Below are 20025 nucleotides of genomic sequence, written 5' to 3'. Positions count from 1 at the left end.
GAGGTATGCGAAGTGACGAGTCCGACAACGCCGCTGAGGCGCCCGATCCGGACGACCCTCGCAAACCCGAGTCCCCAACCGACCTCACCCGGCCGTCGCTGCTCTACGCGACGCGCAAGGCGGTGCGCGAGTTCGCCCAGGACCAGTGCCTTGACCTGGCCGCGGCGCTGACGTACTACGCGACGCTGTCGATCTTCCCCGCGCTGGTGGTGATGGTGTCGCTGTTGGGGGTGTTCGGGCAGGGACAGCGGACGGTCGACGCGCTGATCGACATCGTCGATGATGTGGCGCCGGCATCGGCGGTCGACGCACTGCGGCCAACAGTCGAGCAGTTGGTCAACTCGCCGACGGCAGGTCTCGCGTTGGTGCTGGGCATCGTGGGCGCCCTGTGGTCGGCGTCGGGATATGTCGGCGCGTTCGGCCGCGCCATGAACCGCATCTACGAGGTCGACGAAGGGCGACCGGTGTGGAAGCTGCGCCCAGCGCAGTTGTTGTTGACGCTGGCCGGACTGGTGATGGCGGCCGCCGTCTTGTTGATGCTTGCCATCAGCGGTCCGGTCGCCGAGTGGATCGGCAACCTGATCGGCCTGGGCGACGCGGCGGTGACGGTGTGGAGCATCGCCAAGTGGCCGCTGATTCTGCTCTTCGTCGTGCTGGCGGTCGCGATCCTCTACTACGTCACACCCAACGTCGAGCAGCCGAAGTTTCGCTGGATCAGCGCAGGCGCGGCGATCGCGATCTTGGTGTGGCTGGTCGCGTCGGTGCTGTTCGGGCTCTACGTGGCGAATTTCGGCAGCTACAACCGGACCTATGGCGCGTTGGGCGGCGTCATCGTGTTCCTGCTGTGGTTGTGGATCACCAACCTCGCGTTGCTGTTCGGCGCCGCAGTGGACGCCGAACTGGAGCGCAGCCGTCAGCTGCAGGCCGGGCTGCCGGCCGAGGAGGAATTGCAGTTGCCGCCCAAAGACACCCGGAATCTGCGCAAGTCAGCGGCCGCCGAGAAAAAGGATGTCAAGCGGGCCCGCCGGCTGCGGTTTTCGCGCGGGCGCAAACACTGAGGGCATACTGCCTGCGTGACTCGTCGAATCCACGTCATCGGTATCGGGGCCGGCGACCCCGAGTATGTGACGGCGCAGGCGGTGACCGCGCTCAATGACACCCAGGTGTTCTTCGCGATGGACAAGGGCGACACCAAAGACGACCTGGTCGCGTTGCGACGGCTGATCTGTGATCGCTTCATCCGCGAACCCGGGTACCGGTTCGTGACGCTCATCGACCCGCCGAGGGACCGCGTCGTCCCCGACAACCCGGCCTACCTGCAGACCGTCGCCGACTGGCACGCCGCGCGCGCCCGCGTGTGGGCGTCGGCCATCGAGTCCGAACTCGGGCCCGACGGCGTCGGCGCCTTCCTGGCGTGGGGGGATCCGTCGTTGTACGACAGCACCCTTCGGATCTTGGAGACCGTGGCCCGCGACGTCGATTTCACCTACGACGTCATCCCGGGCATCACCGCAATCCAGGCGCTCACGGCGCGACATCGCATCCCGCTCAACGACGTCGGGGAGCCCGTCCTGATCACAACCGGCCGCCAGCTGCGCCAGCAGGGTCTGTCGGGCAGCGCCGTGGTGATGCTCGACGCGGACTGCGCGTTTCTCGGCTGCCCGCCGGCCACCCGTATCTGGTGGGGCGCATACCTGGGCACACCCGACGAGATGCTGGTCGCAGGCACCGTCGGCGAGGTCGGCGATCAGATCGCGCAGCGGCGCGCCGACGCGCGGGCCCGCCACGGCTGGATCATGGACACCTACCTGTTGCGCTCGGGCTAGGTGACGCGGCGCTGTCCGCCGTTGCGTTCGTTCCACCTGCGATAGACGTCGACCGCTGCCTCCAGCGGCTGATGGCGCATCGGCAGCCGACGCCGTGTCCAGTCCTTGCCGAACTCGTCGTAAAACGTGTTGAGCTCAAAGTATTTTCGGTCGTCGACGTAGTAGGGCTCATACGCGTCACGGGTCGTCAGGAAAACGACTTCGTCCGGCGAGCAGTAGTACAACGAACCAAGACACATCGGGCACGGGTGGGCCAGGACGTAGATCGTGGTACCGGTGAGATGTTCGGTGCCCAAGGTCATGCACGCCTGACGGATCGCGAGGATCTCGGCGTGCGCGGTCGGATCATGGGTCTGGGCAACCTGATTGGCGCTTTCGGCGAGGACCTCATCGTCCTTGCCGATCACGGTGGCGAACGGGCGGCCGCCCTCCTCGACGTTTCGCCGCGCGAGATCGACGGTGCGTTGCGCGAAATCCATGGCAGTCCTCCGATACGTCGTCTGGTTTAGGCTAATGCGATGTCGTTTCTGTTGCGCGCGGCGTTGACCGGGCTCGCGTTGTGGGTGGTCACGCTGATCGTTCCCGGGATCCGGTTCGTCGGCGCGGATTCGACACTGCAGGAGATCGGCATCGTCTTCGTCGTCGCGGTGGTCTTCGGTCTGGTCAACGCGGTCATCAAGCCCATCGTGCAGATCATCTCGATCCCGCTCTACATCCTCACGCTCGGCCTGATTCACATCGTCATCAACGCGCTGATGTTGTGGATCACGTCGTGGATCACCGAGAACACCACCCACTGGGGTCTCTACATCGACGACTTCTGGTGGACGGCGATCTGGGCGGCGATCGTGTTGTCCCTCGTCAGTTGGCTGTTGTCGCTGGTGGTCCGCACGGCAAACTAGAGACATGCCCGAACTGCCCGAGATCGAAGCGCTCGCCGACCACCTGCGCCGCCACGCGGTGGGCCTTACCGTCGGACGCATCGACGTGGCGGCGTTCTCCGTGCTCAAGACGTTCGACCCGGCGCCGTCGGCACTGCACGGCCAGCCCGTCACCGGCGCCGGCCGGTGGGGAAAGTACCTCGGTCTGCAGGTGGGAGACCTGCACCTGATCACCCACTTGTCGAGGGCGGGGTGGCTGCGCTGGTCGGACAAACTGGCCGCCGCGCCGTTGAAACCGGGCAAGGGGCCCATCGCCTTGCGGGTGCATCTCGGAACACCTGGGGAAGCACCTAACCCCAATGTCGCCGCCGGGGCGGCTCCGGGCCCGAATGTCGCCGCCGGGGCGGCTCCGGGTTTCGACCTCACCGAGGCCGGCACCCAGAAGCGACTGGCGGTCTGGCTCGTCGACGACCCGGCCGCGGTGCCCGGCATCGCCACGCTGGGGCCCGACGCGTTGTCGCTGGACCCCGAGGAGCTGGGTGACGTGCTGACGAACAACACCGGGCGGCTCAAAACCGTTCTCACCGACCAGAAGGTGATCGCCGGCATCGGCAACGCCTATAGCGACGAGATCCTGCATGCCGCGCGGCTGTCCCCGTTCGCGACGGCAGGCAAGCTGACCGAGGCGCAACTGGCCGCGTTGCACGACGCGATGATCAGCATCCTGACCGACGCAGTCGAACGCTCGGTCGGTCAACAGGCCGCGACGCTCAAGGGTGAGAAGCGCTCCGGGCTGCGGGTCCACGCCCGCACCGGGCTGCCGTGCCCGGTGTGCGGAGACACCGTGCGCGAAGTGTCGTTCGCCGACAAGTCATTCCAGTACTGCCCGACGTGCCAGACCGGCGGCAAGATGCTCGCCGACCGGCGGTTGTCGCGGCTGCTCAAGTGAATGTGAGCAACCACCCAATCGGATAGTCGACTCCCGTCATCGGACCTGGTCAACGTTGCTGCGCCCGATCGGTGTGGGTTCCGCCAATGCGAGTTGTCGCGGCAGGTTCCATCACGGACGCTCGAAGTCATGGACTACACCAGATACGCCTCGTTCTTGCCCACCGAGCACCGCCCGAACCCGCCGATCGATCCGACGTCGACCTGGTGGCCCTGGCGCGGGCGTACGATCCACATCGCGCGGGCCACCGCACCAGAGGCAGCCGTCCGCATGATGGTCATCCACGGGGGCGGCGGGTACTCGGGCGCACTGTGGCCGATCGCGGCGACCGCCGCACGTGAAGGCGTAGAGGTGCTGGCACCGGACACGCCGCTTTACGGCGACACCGTCGAACCCGACCCGGGCTCGGTGCGCTACCACGACTGGCTCGACATGTTGGCCGAACTCGTGGCCACCGAGCGCGCCCATGACCCGCGCCCGCTCGTCCTGCTCGGCGCGAGCATGGGCGGGATGATGGCGTACGAAACCGCCGCGCGCACAGGGCAAGTCGCCCACGTTATGGTCACCTGCCTGCTCGATCCGGTCGATCCCGATGCCAGACGAGCGGCCGCGCGCATCCCGGCGATCGGGCCTCTTGCACCGAAATTGATGAAGGCGGTCGATCCGCTGTTCGGTGACGTTCGGGTGCCGATCCGCTGGCTGGTCGACATGAACAACATGAGCCTGAACCCGGAGTTGACCCGGTTATGCGCCACCGATCAGAAAGGCGGAGGCGTGCGCGTGCCGCTCGGCTTCCTTGCCAGCTGGCTGAACTTCCGGCACGCAGAACCGGAAACATTCAGCGCCGCACCGGTCACCCTGGTCCATCCAGCGGCGGACCGCTGGACCCCACCGGAGCTCAGCATCAACTTCCTCAACCGGATCGCCGGGCCGACAAGCCTTGTGCTGCTGGAGAACTGCGGCCATTACCCGATCGAGGAGCCGGGCCTGCGCCAGCTAGCCGACACGTTGCGCGCGGTTCGTGACGACGTGCTGTCCGGTTCGACGGGTACGACGCCCTAGGTCGGCGGCGCCAACCGGTCGACCAAAGCCACCAGCTGCTCGACGTCCATATCGCGGCTGGTCATGACCCGGTGCAGGTGAGCGTCGACCGCGTGGATCACGGTCTGGGCGGTCAACTCGGCGTCGCCGCCGTCGCGGCCACACCGCGCCAAGTGGTAGGCGACCTCTCCGCAGATGTCGTCTTCGAACGCCCGGAGAGCATCGAGTTCGGCAGGCAGGCGTGGGCCGAGCCGATGCATCAGGCGGTGCAGGCCGGGATGGTCGCGATGCAGGTCGACGACCGTCTCGAGGAGAATGCGCATGGCTTCATCGAACGGCGGCTCGTCGTCGCGTAGCCGCTTGAAGGCCTCGTCCATCCGCGCTTGGGCCGCGTTGACATGGCGCTCGGCCAGCGCGCGGATCAGCGCGTGCTTGTTCGGAAAGTATTGATAGAGGCTGCCGATCGACACCCCTGCCCGTTCGGCGATGCGGTTGGTCGTCGCGCTCAGGCCTTCCCGGCTGAACATCTGCGCCGCGGCCTCGAGCAACACCTCCACGGTGTCTCGTGACCGTTCCTGGCGTGGTCGTTTCCGCGGCTCGTCGATGCGCTCAGTGTACGTCGGGTCAGCTGTCCCGACAGTAAGAACCGGTGGCCGCCGACAACGCCTGTCGGTAGAGCGGATCGAGGCGGCGGACGTCGGCGACGGCGGCGGTGGCATCCGTCAGCAGTGCCGCGCAATCCGGGCTGTGCAGCCAGTTCCACTGTTGCGCAATCTCGTCGACCATGATGCGATTCAATTCGTCGATGTGCGAACGGGACTGCGACAGATCGGGGGCGCTGGTGGGTGCGGTCACCGGCTCGAATTTCCACTGGCCGAACCTGATGTACTGGATGCCTTCGGTGGCGTCGATCTGGTCACCGAAGACGGTGCGTACATACTCCGGGTCGACGCCGCGCGCGGTGGCGTCGGCGACGACCGCGTCAAGGACCGCGTCGGCGCGCTGCCGGTCGGTGATCTGTCCACCGCGCAGCCACTTGGCCGCAGCAACCGGGTCGGCGGTGGCCAGCCGCTGCGCTGCCGTGTCGACCAGCCGGTACAGCGGGCCGACGGGGTCGGCGTGAGCGGTCGCCGGGAAGACCGCAACGCACGATGTCACCAGCACAAACGCCGCGATGCGCAGAAGAACCATGCGCTCATCTTGACGTTGCCTCGGCTGGCTTAGTCTGTCGGGGTGACTCGGCAGAAGATCCTGATCACCGGCGCGAGCTCTGGCCTGGGCGCCGGGATGGCCCGCGCATTCGCCGCCAAGGGCCGCGACCTCGCGCTGTGCGCCCGCCGCACCGACCGCCTCGACGAGTTGAAGACCGAACTGCTCGGCCGTCATCCCGGCATCACCGTCGCCGTCGCCACCCTGGACGTCAACGACCACGATCAGGTGCCGAAAGTGTTTCGCGAGCTCTCCGACGAAATAGGCGGCGTCGACCGGATCATCGTCAACGCCGGCCTCGGCAAGGGGGCGCCGCTGGGGACGGGCAAGCTGTGGGCCAACAAGGCCACCATCGAGACGAACCTCGTTGCGGCACTTGTCCAGATCGAAACGGCGCTGGAGATGTTCAAGGAAGCTGGCGGCGGCCATCTGGTGCTCGTCTCGTCGGTGCTCGGACACAAAGGGGTGCCGGGCGTGAAGGCCGCCTACGCGGCGAGCAAGGCCGGCGTCACGTCGCTCGGCGAGTCGCTGCGCGCGGAGTACGCCACGGGCCCGATCAAGGTGACCGTGCTTGAACCCGGGTACATCGAATCGGAGATGACTGCGAGATCCGCGTCGACGATGTTGATGGCCGACAACGAAACCGGCGTGCGCGCGATGGTCTCGGTCATCGAACGTGAAAGCGGGCGAGCCGCGGTACCGTGGTGGCCGTGGGCGCCGCTGGTGCAGTTGTTACGGGTGCTGCCGCCCCGCTTCACCAAACCGTTCGCGTAGGCCAACCGTGTAGCGGATTGCGCTACCGGGTAAAGGCAGCGCCATGAAGGTGTTGTTGACCGGTGGGACGGGATTTGTCGGCGCGTGGACGGCCAAGGCCGTCGCCGAGGCCGGACATCAGGTGAGGTTTTTGGTCCGCGATCCGGCGCGGCTGGCGACCAGCGCCGCGCACATCGGCGTCGACACCGATGATTACGCGATCGGCGACATCGCCGACGCCTCGTCGACCGCCGCGGCAATGGACGGCTGTGACGCCGTGATCCATTCCGCGGCAATGGTATCCATTGACCCACGGCAGGCCGACGCCATGTTGCAGACCAACCTGGACGGCGCCCGAAACGTTCTCGGCTCCGCGGCCGAGCGTGGCCTCGACCCGATCGTGCACGTTTCGAGTTTCACGGCCCTGTTCCAACCAGGCTGCCGCACGCTGCACGCCGACCTCCCGGTGACAGGGGGAACGGACGGCTACGGCAAGTCCAAGGCGGAGGTGGAGAAGTACGCGCGAGGCCTTCAGGAGGACGGTGCGCCGGTGGCCATCACGTATCCGGGCATGGTGCTCGGACCGCCGGCGGGTAATCAGTTCGGTGAAGCGGCCCAAGGTGTTCACGCGGCGGTGCAGATGCGTGGGGTGCCCGGCCGCGGCGCGGCGTGGACGGTGGTCGACGTGCGAGACCTCGCCGCCCTGCACGCGGCGTTGCTGGAACCGGGTAATGGGCCCCGGCGGTACATGGCGGGCGGCAAACGCGTAGAGATCGCCGACCTGGCGGCGATGATCGGCCGCGCCGCGGACGCGTCACTTCAGGTGTACCCCATTCCGGACGTTTTACTACGCAACATCGGGCGGGTGGTCGACGTGATCGGGCCCTATCTGCCGTTCGACGCGCCGGTGACCGGGGCGGCGATGCAGTACTACACGCAGATGCCGTCCTGCGACGATTCGCCGAGTGAGGTAGAGCTGGGGATCACCTACCGTGACCCGCAGGAAACGCTGGCGGACACCGTTTCCGGGCTCCGAGAGGTCGGCAGGTTGTGAGGATTCGATGTTTCGTCAAATGCCAGTGGTGGTAGTCCGAAAGCATGAACGTGAAACTGACGAAGATGACGCCCCTGTTGTTCGCAAGCGCTGCCGCAGCGGCCATCGCAGTTGCGCCTGTCGCCGGTGCCCAACCACCGCCTCCGCCGTGTGTGAACGCCGACGGCACGCCCTGTGCCGCTACCGGCAACATCGAAGCCGGCCCGGGCGGCGGTGCTGACGTGAACGTCCCCGGCGGGCCCCAGGGCTCCGCTGACCTCGGTGGTGCCGAGGGGGTAATCCCCGGTGGCCCTGAGGGTTCGGCTGGACCCGGCGGTGCCAGCGGTTCGTTGGCTCCCGGCGGTCCCGGCGGCGCGGCCGGCCCCGGCGGTGCGAGCGGTTGCCTGCCGAACGTCGGATGCATCAACATCCCTGCCCCGTAACCGTTAGCTGACGACGAGCTAAGCACACGGCGCACACTCCATCAGGGGTGTGCGCCGCGTTGCTCTTTCAGGAGCTTAGCCGGCTGCCGCGAACAGAACCGCTGCGAAAGTGCAGATTCATACGCTTTGCCCGCGTGTCGCGTATGAAACCGCACACTCGCGGACCAGACGCCTGAGCTCAGGCCGGGCGGCCGCGCTCCGTGCGGTACCGCCGCACCAGCGCGTCGGTCGACGAATCCGACTGCTCTGCTGGCGATGCATCGGCAGTGATCACCGGCAACAGCGCCTTGGCTTGCGTCTTGCCGAGTTCGACTCCCCACTGGTCGAACGAGTCGATACCCCAGATCACACCTTCGGTGAACACCTGATGTTCGTAGAGCGCGATGAGCTGTCCCAGAACCGACGGCGTCAGCTTGGTCGCCAGGATCGACGTGGAGGGCCGGTTGCCCGGCATCACCTTGTGCGGCACCACTTCCGGGGGTGTGCCCTCGGCGGCGATCTCCTCGGCGGTCTTGCCGAACGCGAGCACCTGGGTCTGGGCGAAGAAGTTGCTCATCAACAGGTCATGCATGCTGCCTGAGCCGTCGGCCGTCGCGAGATCGTCTGTGGGCTGGGAGAACCCGATGAAATCCGCGGGCACCAGCCGGGTGCCCTGGTGCAGCAGTTGGTAGAACGCGTGCTGGCCGTTGGTACCCGGCTCGCCCCAGAAGATCTCACCGGTATCGGTGACGACAGGGGCACCGTCGGCGCGCACCGACTTGCCGTTGGACTCCATCGTCAACTGCTGCAGATACGCCGCGAACCGCGCCAGATCGTTGGAGTAGGGCAGGACCGCGCGCGACTGCGCGCCGAAGAAGTTGTTGTACCACAACCCGATCAAGCCCAGCAGCACCGGCGCGTTGGTATCTAATTCGGCGGTGCGGAAGTGCTCGTCGACGATGTGAAACCCGGCCAGAAACTCAGCGAAACGTTCCCTGCCGATCACCGCCATCACGCTCAAACCGATTGCGCTGTCGACGGAATAGCGCCCGCCGACCCAGTCCCAGAAGCCGAACATGTTGTCGGTGTTGATACCGAAATCGTCGACCAGTTTCTCGTTGGTGGACACCGCGACGAAATGCTTGGCCACCGCGGCATCACCGAGCGCATCGGTCAGCCAGCGGCGCGCGGCGGTGGCGTTGGTCAACGTCTCCAACGTCGAGAACGTCTTGGAGGCGACGATGAAAAGCGTTGTGGCCGGGTCGAGCCCGTCGAGCGTGGCGACCAGATCCGTCGGATCGACATTGGACACGAACCGCGCGGAGATGCCCGCGTCGGCGTAGTGGCGCAACGCCTGATACACCATCACGGGGCCCAGGTCCGAACCCCCGATGCCGATGTTGACGACGGTCCTGATGCGTTCACCGGTGGCGCCCGTCCACTCTCCGCTGCGCAACCGGTCGGTGAAGTCGCCCATCCGGTCCAGCACCGCGTGCACATCGGCCACGACGTTCTGGCCGTCGACCACCAGTTCGGCGCCGCGCGGCAACCGCAGCGCGGTGTGCAACACGGCACGGTTCTCCGAGGTGTTGATGTGCACCCCGGAGAACATCGCGTCGCGGCGCTGCTCCAGCCGGGCGGCGCGGGCCAGGTCCACGAGCAGCTGCAACGTCTCCCGCGTGACCCGGTGCTTGCTGTAGTCGATGTAGAGATCGCCGACGGTGAGCGTCAACTCGGTGCCGCGCGCCGGATCGTCGGCGAAGAACTGCCGCAGATGCGTTTCGCCGATGTCGTCGCGATGCCGTTGCAGGGCCTGCCACGCATCGGTTGCCGTGATATCGGGTATGTCGGCACTCATGACGACGACCCTAGTGCGGGGATAAGGCCGAAGGTGTAAGAGAGGAAGTATGGATACCGCCAAGCTGCTGTCGTCAGTACCCACCGGGCTGTGGATCGGCGGTGAGCAACGGGACGGGTCGTCGACGTTCGACGTGCTCGACCCCTCCGATGACCAGGTGTTGGCCTCCGTCGCCAACGCCACCCCCGACGACGCGATCGCCGCGCTGGACGTCGCATGCGGTGTGCAGGCCGACTGGGCGGCCACCGCGCCCCGCGAACGCGGCGAGATCCTGCGCGCGGTGTTCGAGAAGATCACCGAACGCGCCGACGATATCGCCGCGCTGATGACCTTGGAGATGGGCAAGGTGCTTCCGGAGAGCATGGCCGAGGTCAAGTACGGCGCGGAGTTCTTCCGCTGGTTCGCCGAAGAGGCCGTGCGCATCGCCGGGCGCTACACCCCGAGCCCGGCAGGCACCGGCCGCGTCCTGGTCACCAAACAGCCGGTCGGGCCGTGCTACGCGATCACTCCGTGGAACTTCCCGCTGGCCATGGGCACCCGCAAGATCGGCCCGGCGTTCGCCGCGGGCTGCACGATGATCGTCAAGCCTGCGCAGGAAACCCCGCTGACCATGCTGCTGTTGGCCAAGCTGATGGACGAGGCCGGGTTGCCCAAGGGTGTGCTGTCGGTGCTGCCGACCCAGAGCGCCGGGCCCATCACGGAGGCGCTGATCGACGACGGGCGGCTGCGCAAGCTGACGTTCACCGGCTCCACCAGCGTCGGCAAGACGCTGGTCAAACAGTCGGCCGACAAGCTGCTGCGCACCTCGATGGAACTCGGCGGCAACGCCCCGTTCGTGGTGTTCGACGACGCCGATGTCGACGCCGCGGTCGACGGCGCCATCCTGGCCAAGATGCGCAACGGCGGCGAGGCCTGCACCGCCGCCAACCGGTTCCACGTCGCCAACGCCGTGCGCGAGGAGTTCACCGAGAAGCTGGTCAAGCGGATGAGCGAGTACACCCTCGGCAAAGGCCTCGACGAGAACTCGATGCTGGGCCCGCTGATCAACGCCAAACAGGTCGCCACGGTGCAGGAACTGGTGTCCGACGCCGTCGAGCGCGGCGCCACCGTCGCCCTCGGCGGTGAGGCCCCCGGCGGACCCGGCAACTTCTACCCGGCCACCGTGCTGACCGACGTGCCCGCCGACGCCCGCATCCTCAAAGAGGAGGTGTTCGGACCCGTCGCCCCGATCACCGGCTTCGACACCGAGGACGAAGGTGTGGCCGCGGCCAACGACACCGAGTACGGGCTGTCCGCCTACATCTACACCCAGTCCCTGGACCGAGCGCTGCGCGTGGCCGAGAGCCTCGAGTCCGGCATCGTCGGCATCAACCGCGGCGTGGTCTCGGATCCCGCGGCGCCGTTCGGCGGCGTCAAGGAATCGGGTTTCGGCCGCGAGGGCGGGTTCGAAGGCATGGACGAGTACCTCGAGATCAAGTACATCGCGCTGACGAAGTAGCCGGGGTTCTCACGCGAGATGGGCCCACACCGAAGGTAGGGGAACGCGTAATCGCATCGACACGCCGTCGCTAATGCGATTTGGCGTCTGCTCGCGCAGGAAGAATCTCGGCAGTGACCCCCGCCCGCCGACGCGACATCCCCGCCCTCGACGGGCTGCGCGCCGTGGCGGTGGCTCTCGTGCTCGCCGACCACGGCGGCATCCCCGGGGTGCCCGGCGGCTTTCTCGGCGTCGACGTCTTCTTCGTGCTCAGCGGCTTCCTGATCACCTCGCTGTTGCTCGACGAGCACGCCCGCACCGGACGAATCGGTCTGCGCGACTTCTGGATCCGGCGCGCACGCCGGTTGCTGCCCGCGCTGCTGGTCGTGGTGCTCGCGGTGGTCGCCGCCCGTGAGCTGTTCCCGACGCAGGCCGTCGCGACGCTGCGTGACGACGCCGTCGCCTCGTTCTTCTGGGTGGCCAACTGGGCGTTTGTCGCACAACGCACCGACTACTTCGCGCAGGGCGCACCGCCCTCACCGCTGCAACACATGTGGTCGCTGGGCGTCGAGGAGCAGTACTACGCGCTGTGGCCGCTGCTGCTGATCGGGCTGGCCCTGCTGTTTCGCGCGCGGCTTCGGACGGCCGTGCTGGTGCTGGCCACCGTCGGCGCTGCCGCATCGGCGACGGCGGCGATCGTGTTCACCACCGACGCGTCGCTGAACCGGATCTACTTCGGCACCGACACCCGCGCGCAGGCGTTGATGATCGGTGCGGCGGCCGCCGCGCTCGTCGTGCGCGACTGGACGACGGTGACGCTGGGCGGACCGGTGATCCGCGCCCCGTGGCGGCGCTGGCTCGCACGGGCCCTGTCAGTGGTCGGTGCGGTGGTGCTGGGCTTGGCCGTGCACTACGCGACCGGCAGCACCGGCGACTTTCGCGGCGGGCTGCTGATCATCGTGGCGGTCGCGTCGGTGTTCGTCGTCACCGCGGTCGCGTTGGACCAGGACGGGCCGGTGGCGCGGGTGCTGGCGTGGCGTCCGCTGGTGGCGCTGGGCGCCATCTCCTACGGCGTCTATCTGTGGCACTGGCCGATTTTCTTGGTACTCAACGGAGAACGCACAGGCTGGACGGGCTGGTCGCTGTTCGCGCTGCGCTGCGCGGTGACGATCGCGTTGGCCGCGGCGTCGTGGTGGCTGCTCGAGCAGCCGATTCGGCGGTGGCGCCCGGTGATCGTGCCGATGCTGCCGCTGGCCGCGGCCACCGCCGCCACCGCCGCGGTGGTGACGATGACAGTGCTGCCGGTCGGGGTGACACCCACCGAGCAGATCCCCAGCGAGGTTGACTCGGCCGCCTACGTCGGCGCCGAAGTGCCCGTCGAAGTCGAGCGGGCCCCCCAGCTCGCCCCCGGCACCAGGACCGTCGCGGTGTTCGGCGACTCGGTGGCGTGGACGATCATGCGGTATCTGCCGCCGACGCCGGGTTTCGCGTTCAGCAACTACACGACGATCGGGTGCGGCATCGCGCGCGGCGGACCGTACCGCCACGTCGGCGAAACGCTGAACCAGAAGCCGGAATGCGACGCGTGGCCGGCCCGGTGGACGCAGCGCATCAACCACGATCGGCCCGACGTGGTGCTGTTGGTGATCGGCCGCTGGGAGGTCGTCGACCGGATGCACGAGGGCCGGTGGGCGCACATCGGCGAACCGGTCTACGACGCGTACCTGCGCAGCGAACTCAACCGCGCGTTGGACATTCTGGGCTCGACCGGCGCGCGCGTCGTCGTCACCACCGAGCCCTACAACCGGCGCGGTGAGCGGGCCGACGGCAGCCTTTATCCCGAGGACCGCCCGGACCGCATCGACGACTGGAACGACCTGCTGCGCCGGGTGGTGCTGAAACGCCCGAACGTCACGGTGCTCGACCTCAACCGCAAGCTCGGGCCCAGCGGCGGTTACACCAACCGCATCGACGGCATCCGGATGCGCAGCGACGGGCTGCATCCCACACCGGACGCGGTGGAGTGGCTGACGCCCTGGCTCACCGACGCCCTCAAGTAGGGATTTCGGTGCGCTAACCATCGCTGAGCGCGAGTTTGCGCACCGAATCGCCAGGGATTAGTGGCCGAGGCGGCCGCGGCCCAGGCGCAGCAGCAGCATCGCGAGATCTTTGCCCTCCGGGCCGAGTTCGCTGTAGCGCTCGATGACCTTCATCTCCCGGCTGTGCACCAGGCGGGTGCCGCCGGAGGCCATCCGGGCCTTGCCGATCAGCTTCGACACTTCGGTGCGGCGCTTGACGGCCTCCAGGATCGCGGCGTCCAGCCGGTCGATCTCCATCCGCAAGTCGTCGATGTCGGACACCGGCTCGATGTCAGTAGTCATGGGATCCTCTTCGCTCTCGTGGTGTGGCAAATCTGGTCTCATCCGTTCTCGGGCCTCACACAAGAGACGAGCCCCGGGTCCGGACGCGGACCACGGGGCTCACAGAAGCTGCTAAACCACGGGCACCGCTGGCCGGTACCCGTAGAAAAATCGGCGGCGAGCCGCCTGCTGGCTGTTGAGCACCAGATGAGTGTGCCACCAACGGTGGCGTCCGCGCAAAGTTGTCCCTCGTCAGCGGTAAGTTTGGATGCGACATGAGTGTGCACGTGACCGGTTCGGATCCCATCACCGGCTTGGACTCCCCAGACGACGACCTTCTGGCCGGCCTCAACCCGCAGCAACGCCGTGCGGTGCTGCATGAAGGCTCCCCGCTGCTGATCGTCGCCGGCGCCGGATCGGGTAAGACGGCGGTGTTGACGCGGCGGATCGCCTATCTGCTGGCCCACCGCGACGTGGGCGTCGGGCAGGTGCTGGCCATCACGTTCACCAACAAGGCCGCCGCCGAGATGCGCGAGCGCGTGGTCGCGCTGGTCGGGCCCCGGGCACGGTCGATGTGGGTGTCGACGTTCCACTCAACCTGTGTGCGGATCCTGCGCAACCAGGCCTCACTGCTGCCCGGGCTGAACTCCAACTTCTCGATCTACGACGCCGACGACTCGCGGCGGCTGCTGCAGATGATCGGCAAGGATCTGGGCCTGGACACCAAGAGGTATTCGCCGCGGCTGCTGGCCAACGGGATCTCCAACCTCAAGAACGAACTGATCGGTCCGCAGGAGGCCGCGTCCGACGCCGCCGACGTCGGCGAGGAGATGCCCCGCATCATCGCCGAGGTCTACGCGGAGTACCAGCGCCGGTTGCGGGCGGCAAACGCGCTGGACTTCGACGATCTCATCGGCGAGACAGTCGCTGTGCTGCAAGCTTTTCCGCAGATCGCGCAGTACTACCGGCGGCGGTTCCGGCACATCCTGGTCGACGAGTACCAGGACACCAACCACGCGCAGTACGTGCTGGTGCGTGAGCTGGTCGGCCGCGAAACCCAGGACGGGGTGGCGCCTGCCGAGCTGTGCGTGGTGGGGGACGCCGACCAGTCCATCTACGCGTTCCGCGGCGCCACGATCCGCAACATCGAGGACTTCGAGCGCGACTTCCCTAACGCCACAACGATTCTGCTGGAACAGAATTACCGTTCGACGCAGAACATCCTCAACGCCGCCAACTCGGTGATCTCGCGCAACACCGGCCGTCGCGATAAGCGGCTGTGGACCGACGCGGGGGAGGGTGAGCTGATCGTCGGCTACGTCGCCGACAACGAGCACGACGAGGCGCGTTTCGTCGCCTCAGAGATCGACACGCTGGTGGACCGCGGCGACATCACCTATAACGACGTCGCCGTCTTCTACCGCACCAACAACTCCTCGCGCGCGTTGGAGGAGGTGTTCATCCGCTCCGGCATTCCGTACAAAGTCGTTGGCGGCGTGCGATTTTACGAACGCAAGGAGATCCGCGACGTCGTGGCCTACCTGCGGGTGCTGGACAACCCGGGCGACTCGGTGAGCATGCGGCGCATTCTCAACACCCCGCGGCGCGGGATCGGGGACCGCGCCGAAGCGTGCGTTGCCGTCTACGCCGAGAACACCGGCCTGAGCTTCAACGATTCGCTTCAGGCGGCCGCCGAGGGCAAGGTGCCGATGCTCAACACCCGCTCGGAAAAGGCGATCGCCGGCTTCGTCGAGATGCTCGACGACCTGCGCGGGCGCCTCGACGGTGAACTGGGCGACCTGGTGGAGGCGGTGCTCGACCGCACCGGCTACCGCACCACGCTGGAATCCTCGAGCGACCCGCAGGACCTCGCGCGCCTGGACAATCTTAACGAATTGGTCAGCGTCGCACACGAATTCAGTACCGATCTCGCGAACGCCCAGGCGCTCGACGAACCGGTGGACGAGGACATCCCCGACACCGGTGTGCTGGCCCAGTTCCTCGAACGGGTCTCGCTGGTGGCCGACGCCGACGAGTTGCCCGAGCACGGCGCCGGCGTGGTGACCATGATGACGCTGCACACCGCCAAGGGCCTGGAGTTCCCGGTGGTGTTCGTGACCGGGTGGGAAGACGGCATGTTCCCGCACATGCGGGCCCTGGGTGACCCGACCGAGCTGTCGGAGGAACGGCGGCTGGCCTACGTCGGCATCACCCGGGCCCGCCAGCGGCTCTACGTCAGCCGGGCCAAGGTCCGATCGTCGTGGGGTCAGCCGATGCTCAACCCCGAATCGCGGTTCCTCAAAGAGATTCCGCAGCACCTGATCGATTGGCGGCGCACCGATCCGGGGCCGTCGATGTCGGCGCCGGTCAGCGGGGCAGGCCGGTTCGGCACGCCGCGCCCGGCACCGACACGATCGTCGGCCGGCAAGCGTCCGCTGGTGGTGCTGGAACCCGGCGACCGCGTGACCCACGACAAGTACGGGCTGGGCCGCGTGGAGGAGGTGTCCGGCGTCGGCGAATCAGCGATGTCGCTCATCGACTTCGGCAGTGCGGGCCGCGTCAAGCTCATGCACAACCACGCGCCGATCGCGAAGCTTTGATATGGCCTCTTCGGTGCGGCTGATCCGCTCGTCGGTACTGTCCGATGTGGCCGAGTATGCGTACGCGGCAACGGCTCCCAAGGATGCGCGGTTAATTTTCCTTGCCGGGGCATGTCCGCTCAACGACGACGGCACGACCGCAGCCGTCGGCGACTACGCGGGGCAGGCGGCCGTGTGCATCGAGACGATGACGCGCGCGCTGGCCGAGGCAGGGGCGACTCTGCAGGATGTGATCAGCACGCGGGTGCTGGTCGCGAGCGCCGAGCAACGCGACCTGGTCACCGCGTGGGAGGTGGTCCGTGATGCGTTCGGCGACCACGACGTGCCGAGCACCCTGTTCGGGGTGACCGTCCTCGGATACGACGATCAACTCGTCGAGATCGAGGCGATCGCTGCCGTCGTCGACGCCTAGAAACGCTGCCGGCGTCGCGTCGCCAGCCAGCCGAAATCGACGTATTGGCTGGAAACTACCCGCACTCACCCGCCCGTTTGTCTCTTTCGGCGAGTGGAGTTAGCCGCGCTGCCAGCGTCGCGTCGCGGGTAACACGGCCAGCACGACGGTCGCCACCGGCAGCACCGGAATCGCATAGACCACCGGCGGCAGCTTCGCGCCCGCGACGAACAGGCTCGAGAAAATCAACAGCGCCACAACGGAACCCACCGCGATCAGCAGCCGGCTCATCCGGCGGCGCAACAACAGCCCGATCAGCCCCGCGATCAGCGCGGCCGCCGAGATCGCCGTCAGGAACGCCACCGCCACGCAGAACAGCGGATCGGTCTGCCACCAGCCGGTGATGATGTCGGTGGCGATCACCGCCGTCGCCCACCCCGACAGGATCGCCGCGACGGCCGTGGCGGTTGCGGTGTGCGGAGTGGCCCGTCGGGCAGGTGCCACCGTGGTGGGCCTAGCCCGCGGGATATAGTCCCCCTGCCCTGCGGGCGGGCGGTGCCCCCATGTCGGCGGTTCAGCGGCCGTCGGCATCTCGCCGGTCGGGTGGCGACGAATGATCTTTGTCTGCGGCTCCTCGCCGACGGGGTGCTCTCCGGATGGATGACGACGAATGATGCCCGTCTCGGCGTTCGACGGCGAGGGGCGCGTCAGATCGGCTTCGTCGTCGGCCACTCAGCCAGCGTAATTGTCAGGCCTCAGGGGGTCAGGCCGCGCTTGGCCAGCCAACCGACCGGATCGACCCGGTCGGTGCCGTTCATCAGCACCTCGAAGTGCAGGTGCGGTCCGGTCGAGTTGCCGGTGTTGCCCATCTTGGCGATCTGGTCCCCGGCCCACACCCGCTGCCCGACGTTGACCAAAACCGAGCTGAGGTGACCGTAGAGCGTCACCGAGCCGTCGGAGTGGCGCAGCTTGACCATGGTGCCGTAACCGGCGTAGGGGCCCGCTGAGATGACGACGCCGTCGGATGCGGCCAGGATCGGCGTGCCGATGGAGTTCGCGATGTCGATACCGCCGTGCAGCACGCCCCAGCGGTATCCGAAGCCCGACGTCCACACCCCGGTGGTCGGCATGACGAACATCGGGCGCTGCAGACGGGCCTCGCGTTCGGCGCGTTCCTGAGCGAACGCGGCCGCCTTCTGGATCTCCTCGGTGTGCACGGCCGAGCTGGCGGCCGGCGTGACCGCCACGACCTGCATACCGTCCATGGACCCGGTGATCGCGCCGCCGCCGATGGCGGTCTGATCGGCGGCCAGCACGGTGGCCTCGCTGTCCTTGGGCGACGGGTGCGTCATCGAGTACGCGCCTGCGGCGGTGGCGCCGACGGCCATCGCCGCGACCACCAGCCGGCCCTTCACCGGGACGTCGGGTTTGCGGTGCTCGCCGCGACGGCCGATTTTGATGACGTCGGTGGCGTCCATGCCGTCGCTGGTGTCGGTGTGGCTGTCGCGGTACGCGTGCGTGCGGCGCGCATGCTTGGCACCCGCCTGGAACTCCGAGGGCACCGCCAGACGCAGAGGGGCCAGATCGTCGTCGTCGTGCAGGTCATCGAGTTCGGGAGCCGAGATCACGGAGGATTCGCGGTCGAACGCGCAACTCTCCCGGAAGTCCACGTCGGCGAGGTCGCCGAACTCGTTGAACGGGATGATCTGGGTGACTTCAGCGGAGTTTTCGGTGGCGCGGCCGAGGATTTGCCGTTTCGTCGACGCCCCGGCGGGGAATCTGGACGAACGGTGCGCAGCCAACCTGAGGTTTCCTTTTCGCTGTGATCAAAACGTGACCTTGACCAGAAGGCACGTTAACCAAACCCCAATGATGGCTGCAAGCCAAGTGGAAATTCCGTTGGGGATTGTGAGGTGTATCACCATCGCGTGCCGGTGAGATCGACCACATGAGCGGTGGGCGGTGCATACGAACTCGGCGCGTGTCGATAAAGTTCCCCCGAGCCCGTCAGGCCCGAACCTTTGCAGTCAACGCGCTAGAGACAGTGAGTCCATGGACCTCTTCGAATACCAGGCGAAAGAACTGTTCGCCAAGCACAACGTGCCCACCACGCCCGGCCGGGTGACCACCACCGCCGAGGACGCCAAGGCGATCGCCGAGGAGATCGGCAAGCCGGTGATGGTCAAGGCGCAGGTCAAAACCGGCGGCCGTGGCAAGGCCGGCGGCGTCAAGTACGCGGCCACCGCCGACGACGCCTTCACCCACGCGCAGAACATTCTCGGCCTGGACATCAAGGGCCACATCGTCAAGAAGCTGCTGGTCTCCGAGGCCAGCGACATCGCCGAGGAGTACTACATCTCGTTCCTGCTCGACCGCGCCAACCGCACCTACCTGGCGATGTGCTCGGTGGAGGGCGGCGTGGAGATCGAAGAGGTCGCGGCCACCAAACCCGACCGGTTGGCCAGGGTGCCCGTTGACGCCATCAAAGGTGTCGACGAGGCGTTCGCGCGCGAGATCGCCGAGAAGGGGCATCTGCCCGCCGAGGTGCTCGACGCGGCCGCGGTGACGATCGCCAAGCTGTGGGAGGTTTTCGTCGCCGAGGACGCCACCCTGGTCGAGGTCAACCCGCTGGTGCGCACTCCGGATGATCAGATCCTCGCCCTGGACGGCAAGGTCACCCTGGACGGCAACGCCGACTTCCGCCATCCCGAGCACGCGGAGTTCGAGGACCGCGACGCCACCGATCCGCTGGAACTCAAGGCCAAGGAGAACGACCTCAACTACGTCAAGCTCGACGGCGCGGTCGGCATCATCGGCAACGGCGCGGGCCTGGTGATGTCGACGCTGGACGTGACGGCTTATGCGGGGGAGAAGCACGGCGGGGTCAAGCCGGCCAACTTCCTCGACATCGGCGGCGGCGCGTCGGCCGAGGTGATGGCCGCGGGTCTGGACGTCATCCTGAACGACGAACAGGTCAAGAGCGTGTTCGTGAACGTGTTCGGCGGAATCACCTCGTGCGACGCGGTCGCCAACGGCATCGTCAACGCGCTGAAGATCCTCGGTGACGAGGCCAACAAGCCGCTGGTGGTCCGCCTCGACGGCAACAATGTCGAAGAGGGTCGCCGCATCCTGGCCGACGCCAACCACCCGTTGGTGATCCAGGCCGACACCATGGACTCCGGCGCCGACAAAGCCGCCGAACTGGCGAACAAGTAAGGGACACAA

The 20025-nt window shown here is 67.1% G+C and carries 20 protein-coding genes; 13 read left to right on the top strand and 7 right to left on the bottom strand.

The annotated features are described in order from the left end of the window. Positions 1-5 precede the first annotated feature (5 nt). Positions 6-1058, top strand: a complete 1053-nt coding sequence (locus ABQE93_RS11655) for a YihY/virulence factor BrkB family protein (protein WP_448407795.1) — start codon at positions 6-8, stop codon at positions 1056-1058. 15 nt (positions 1059-1073) lie between these two features. Further along, positions 1074-1826 carry a precorrin-6A synthase (deacetylating) gene (gene cobF, locus ABQE93_RS11650; RefSeq protein ID WP_448407797.1) on the top strand — a complete coding sequence of 251 codons (753 nt, stop codon included), beginning with the start codon at positions 1074-1076 and terminating at the stop codon, positions 1824-1826. On the opposite strand, the gene ABQE93_RS11645 is transcribed toward cobF, so the two are convergent. Continuing rightward, positions 1823-2305 carry a nucleoside deaminase gene (locus ABQE93_RS11645; RefSeq protein ID WP_448407799.1) on the bottom strand — a complete coding sequence of 161 codons (483 nt, stop codon included), beginning with the start codon at positions 2303-2305 and terminating at the stop codon, positions 1823-1825. The two genes, cobF and ABQE93_RS11645, sit on opposite strands and share 4 nt — an antisense overlap. A 39-nt stretch (positions 2306-2344) precedes the next feature. Between ABQE93_RS11645 and ABQE93_RS11640 the strand changes: the two genes are divergently transcribed. The 3 genes from ABQE93_RS11640 to ABQE93_RS11630 all read left to right on the top strand — a co-directional run bounded on the left by ABQE93_RS11640 (position 2345) and on the right by ABQE93_RS11630 (position 4718). After that, positions 2345-2728, top strand: coding sequence for a phage holin family protein (locus ABQE93_RS11640; RefSeq protein WP_448407801.1), 384 nt, complete (start codon positions 2345-2347; stop codon positions 2726-2728). A 4-nt stretch (positions 2729-2732) separates the two neighbouring features. Continuing rightward, complete coding sequence (locus ABQE93_RS11635; RefSeq protein WP_448407803.1) at positions 2733-3656, top strand: Fpg/Nei family DNA glycosylase; 924 nt, start codon at positions 2733-2735, stop codon at positions 3654-3656. Between the two features lie 129 nt (positions 3657-3785). Then, positions 3786-4718, top strand: a complete 933-nt coding sequence (locus tag ABQE93_RS11630; RefSeq protein ID WP_448407805.1) for an alpha/beta hydrolase — start codon at positions 3786-3788, stop codon at positions 4716-4718. On the opposite strand, the gene ABQE93_RS11625 is transcribed toward ABQE93_RS11630, so the two are convergent. Together ABQE93_RS11625 and ABQE93_RS11620 are read right to left on the bottom strand one after the other, a co-directional pair. Continuing rightward, entirely contained in the window at positions 4715-5254 is a 540-nt protein-coding gene (locus tag ABQE93_RS11625; RefSeq protein ID WP_448407807.1) for a TetR/AcrR family transcriptional regulator, read from the bottom strand. The two genes, ABQE93_RS11630 and ABQE93_RS11625, sit on opposite strands and share 4 nt — an antisense overlap. A 67-nt stretch (positions 5255-5321) precedes the next feature. Then, on the bottom strand, positions 5322-5888 hold the full coding sequence (locus ABQE93_RS11620; RefSeq protein WP_448407809.1) for a chorismate mutase: 567 nt from the start codon (positions 5886-5888) through the stop codon (positions 5322-5324). Positions 5889-5930: 42 nt separating this feature from the next. Between ABQE93_RS11620 and ABQE93_RS11615 the strand changes: the two genes are divergently transcribed. The 3 genes from ABQE93_RS11615 to ABQE93_RS11605 are packed head-to-tail and all read left to right on the top strand — an operon-like array spanning position 5931 to position 8135. Continuing rightward, complete coding sequence (locus ABQE93_RS11615) at positions 5931-6680, top strand: SDR family oxidoreductase (RefSeq protein WP_448407811.1); 750 nt, start codon at positions 5931-5933, stop codon at positions 6678-6680. 43 nt (positions 6681-6723) lie between these two features. Further along, on the top strand, positions 6724-7713 hold the full coding sequence (locus ABQE93_RS11610) for an NAD-dependent epimerase/dehydratase family protein (RefSeq protein WP_448407812.1): 990 nt from the start codon (positions 6724-6726) through the stop codon (positions 7711-7713). A gap of 44 nt (positions 7714-7757) precedes the next feature. Next, positions 7758-8135: a hypothetical protein gene (locus ABQE93_RS11605; RefSeq protein ID WP_448407814.1), complete on the top strand. Its 378-nt coding sequence runs from the start codon at positions 7758-7760 to the stop codon at positions 8133-8135. Positions 8136-8313: 178 nt separating this feature from the next. On the opposite strand, the gene pgi is transcribed toward ABQE93_RS11605, so the two are convergent. Beyond that, on the bottom strand, positions 8314-9972 hold the full coding sequence (pgi, locus tag ABQE93_RS11600; protein ID WP_448407816.1) for a glucose-6-phosphate isomerase: 1659 nt from the start codon (positions 9970-9972) through the stop codon (positions 8314-8316). Positions 9973-10021: 49 nt separating this feature from the next. Here pgi and ABQE93_RS11595 point away from each other — a divergent pair, with 49 nt between their 5' ends. Together ABQE93_RS11595 and ABQE93_RS11590 are read left to right on the top strand one after the other, a co-directional pair. Next, on the top strand, positions 10022-11470 hold the full coding sequence (locus ABQE93_RS11595; protein WP_448407817.1) for an NAD-dependent succinate-semialdehyde dehydrogenase: 1449 nt from the start codon (positions 10022-10024) through the stop codon (positions 11468-11470). Positions 11471-11583: 113 nt separating this feature from the next. Further along, positions 11584-13509: an acyltransferase family protein gene (locus ABQE93_RS11590; RefSeq protein ID WP_448407819.1), complete on the top strand. Its 1926-nt coding sequence runs from the start codon at positions 11584-11586 to the stop codon at positions 13507-13509. A 57-nt stretch (positions 13510-13566) separates the two neighbouring features. Here the strand turns inward: ABQE93_RS11590 and ABQE93_RS11585 are convergent, their stop codons facing one another. Beyond that, positions 13567-13872, bottom strand: coding sequence for a chorismate mutase (locus ABQE93_RS11585; protein WP_448407821.1), 306 nt, complete (start codon positions 13870-13872; stop codon positions 13567-13569). A gap of 212 nt (positions 13873-14084) precedes the next feature. On the opposite strand from ABQE93_RS11585, the gene pcrA reads away from it, so the two are divergent. Then, positions 14085-16409: a DNA helicase PcrA gene (pcrA, locus tag ABQE93_RS11580; protein ID WP_448407823.1), complete on the top strand. Its 2325-nt coding sequence runs from the start codon at positions 14085-14087 to the stop codon at positions 16407-16409. Position 16410: 1 nt separating this feature from the next. Next, positions 16411-16821 carry a RidA family protein gene (locus tag ABQE93_RS11575; protein WP_448407825.1) on the top strand — a complete coding sequence of 137 codons (411 nt, stop codon included), beginning with the start codon at positions 16411-16413 and terminating at the stop codon, positions 16819-16821. Between the two features lie 99 nt (positions 16822-16920). Here ABQE93_RS11575 and ABQE93_RS11570 read toward each other — a convergent pair whose 3' ends face one another. Continuing rightward, positions 16921-17532, bottom strand: a complete 612-nt coding sequence (locus tag ABQE93_RS11570) for a hypothetical protein (protein WP_448407827.1) — start codon at positions 17530-17532, stop codon at positions 16921-16923. 23 nt (positions 17533-17555) lie between these two features. Continuing rightward, positions 17556-18602, bottom strand: coding sequence for a M23 family metallopeptidase (locus ABQE93_RS11565; protein WP_448407829.1), 1047 nt, complete (start codon positions 18600-18602; stop codon positions 17556-17558). A gap of 160 nt (positions 18603-18762) precedes the next feature. Between ABQE93_RS11565 and sucC the strand changes: the two genes are divergently transcribed. Continuing rightward, a complete protein-coding gene (sucC, locus tag ABQE93_RS11560) occupies positions 18763-20016 on the top strand; it encodes an ADP-forming succinate--CoA ligase subunit beta (protein WP_448407831.1) in 1254 nt (417 codons plus the stop codon). Positions 20017-20025: the final 9 nt, after the last annotated feature.

This window comes from Mycolicibacterium sp. XJ662, assembly GCF_053484035.1.
This window is presented reverse-complemented; position numbering and strand designations above follow the sequence as displayed.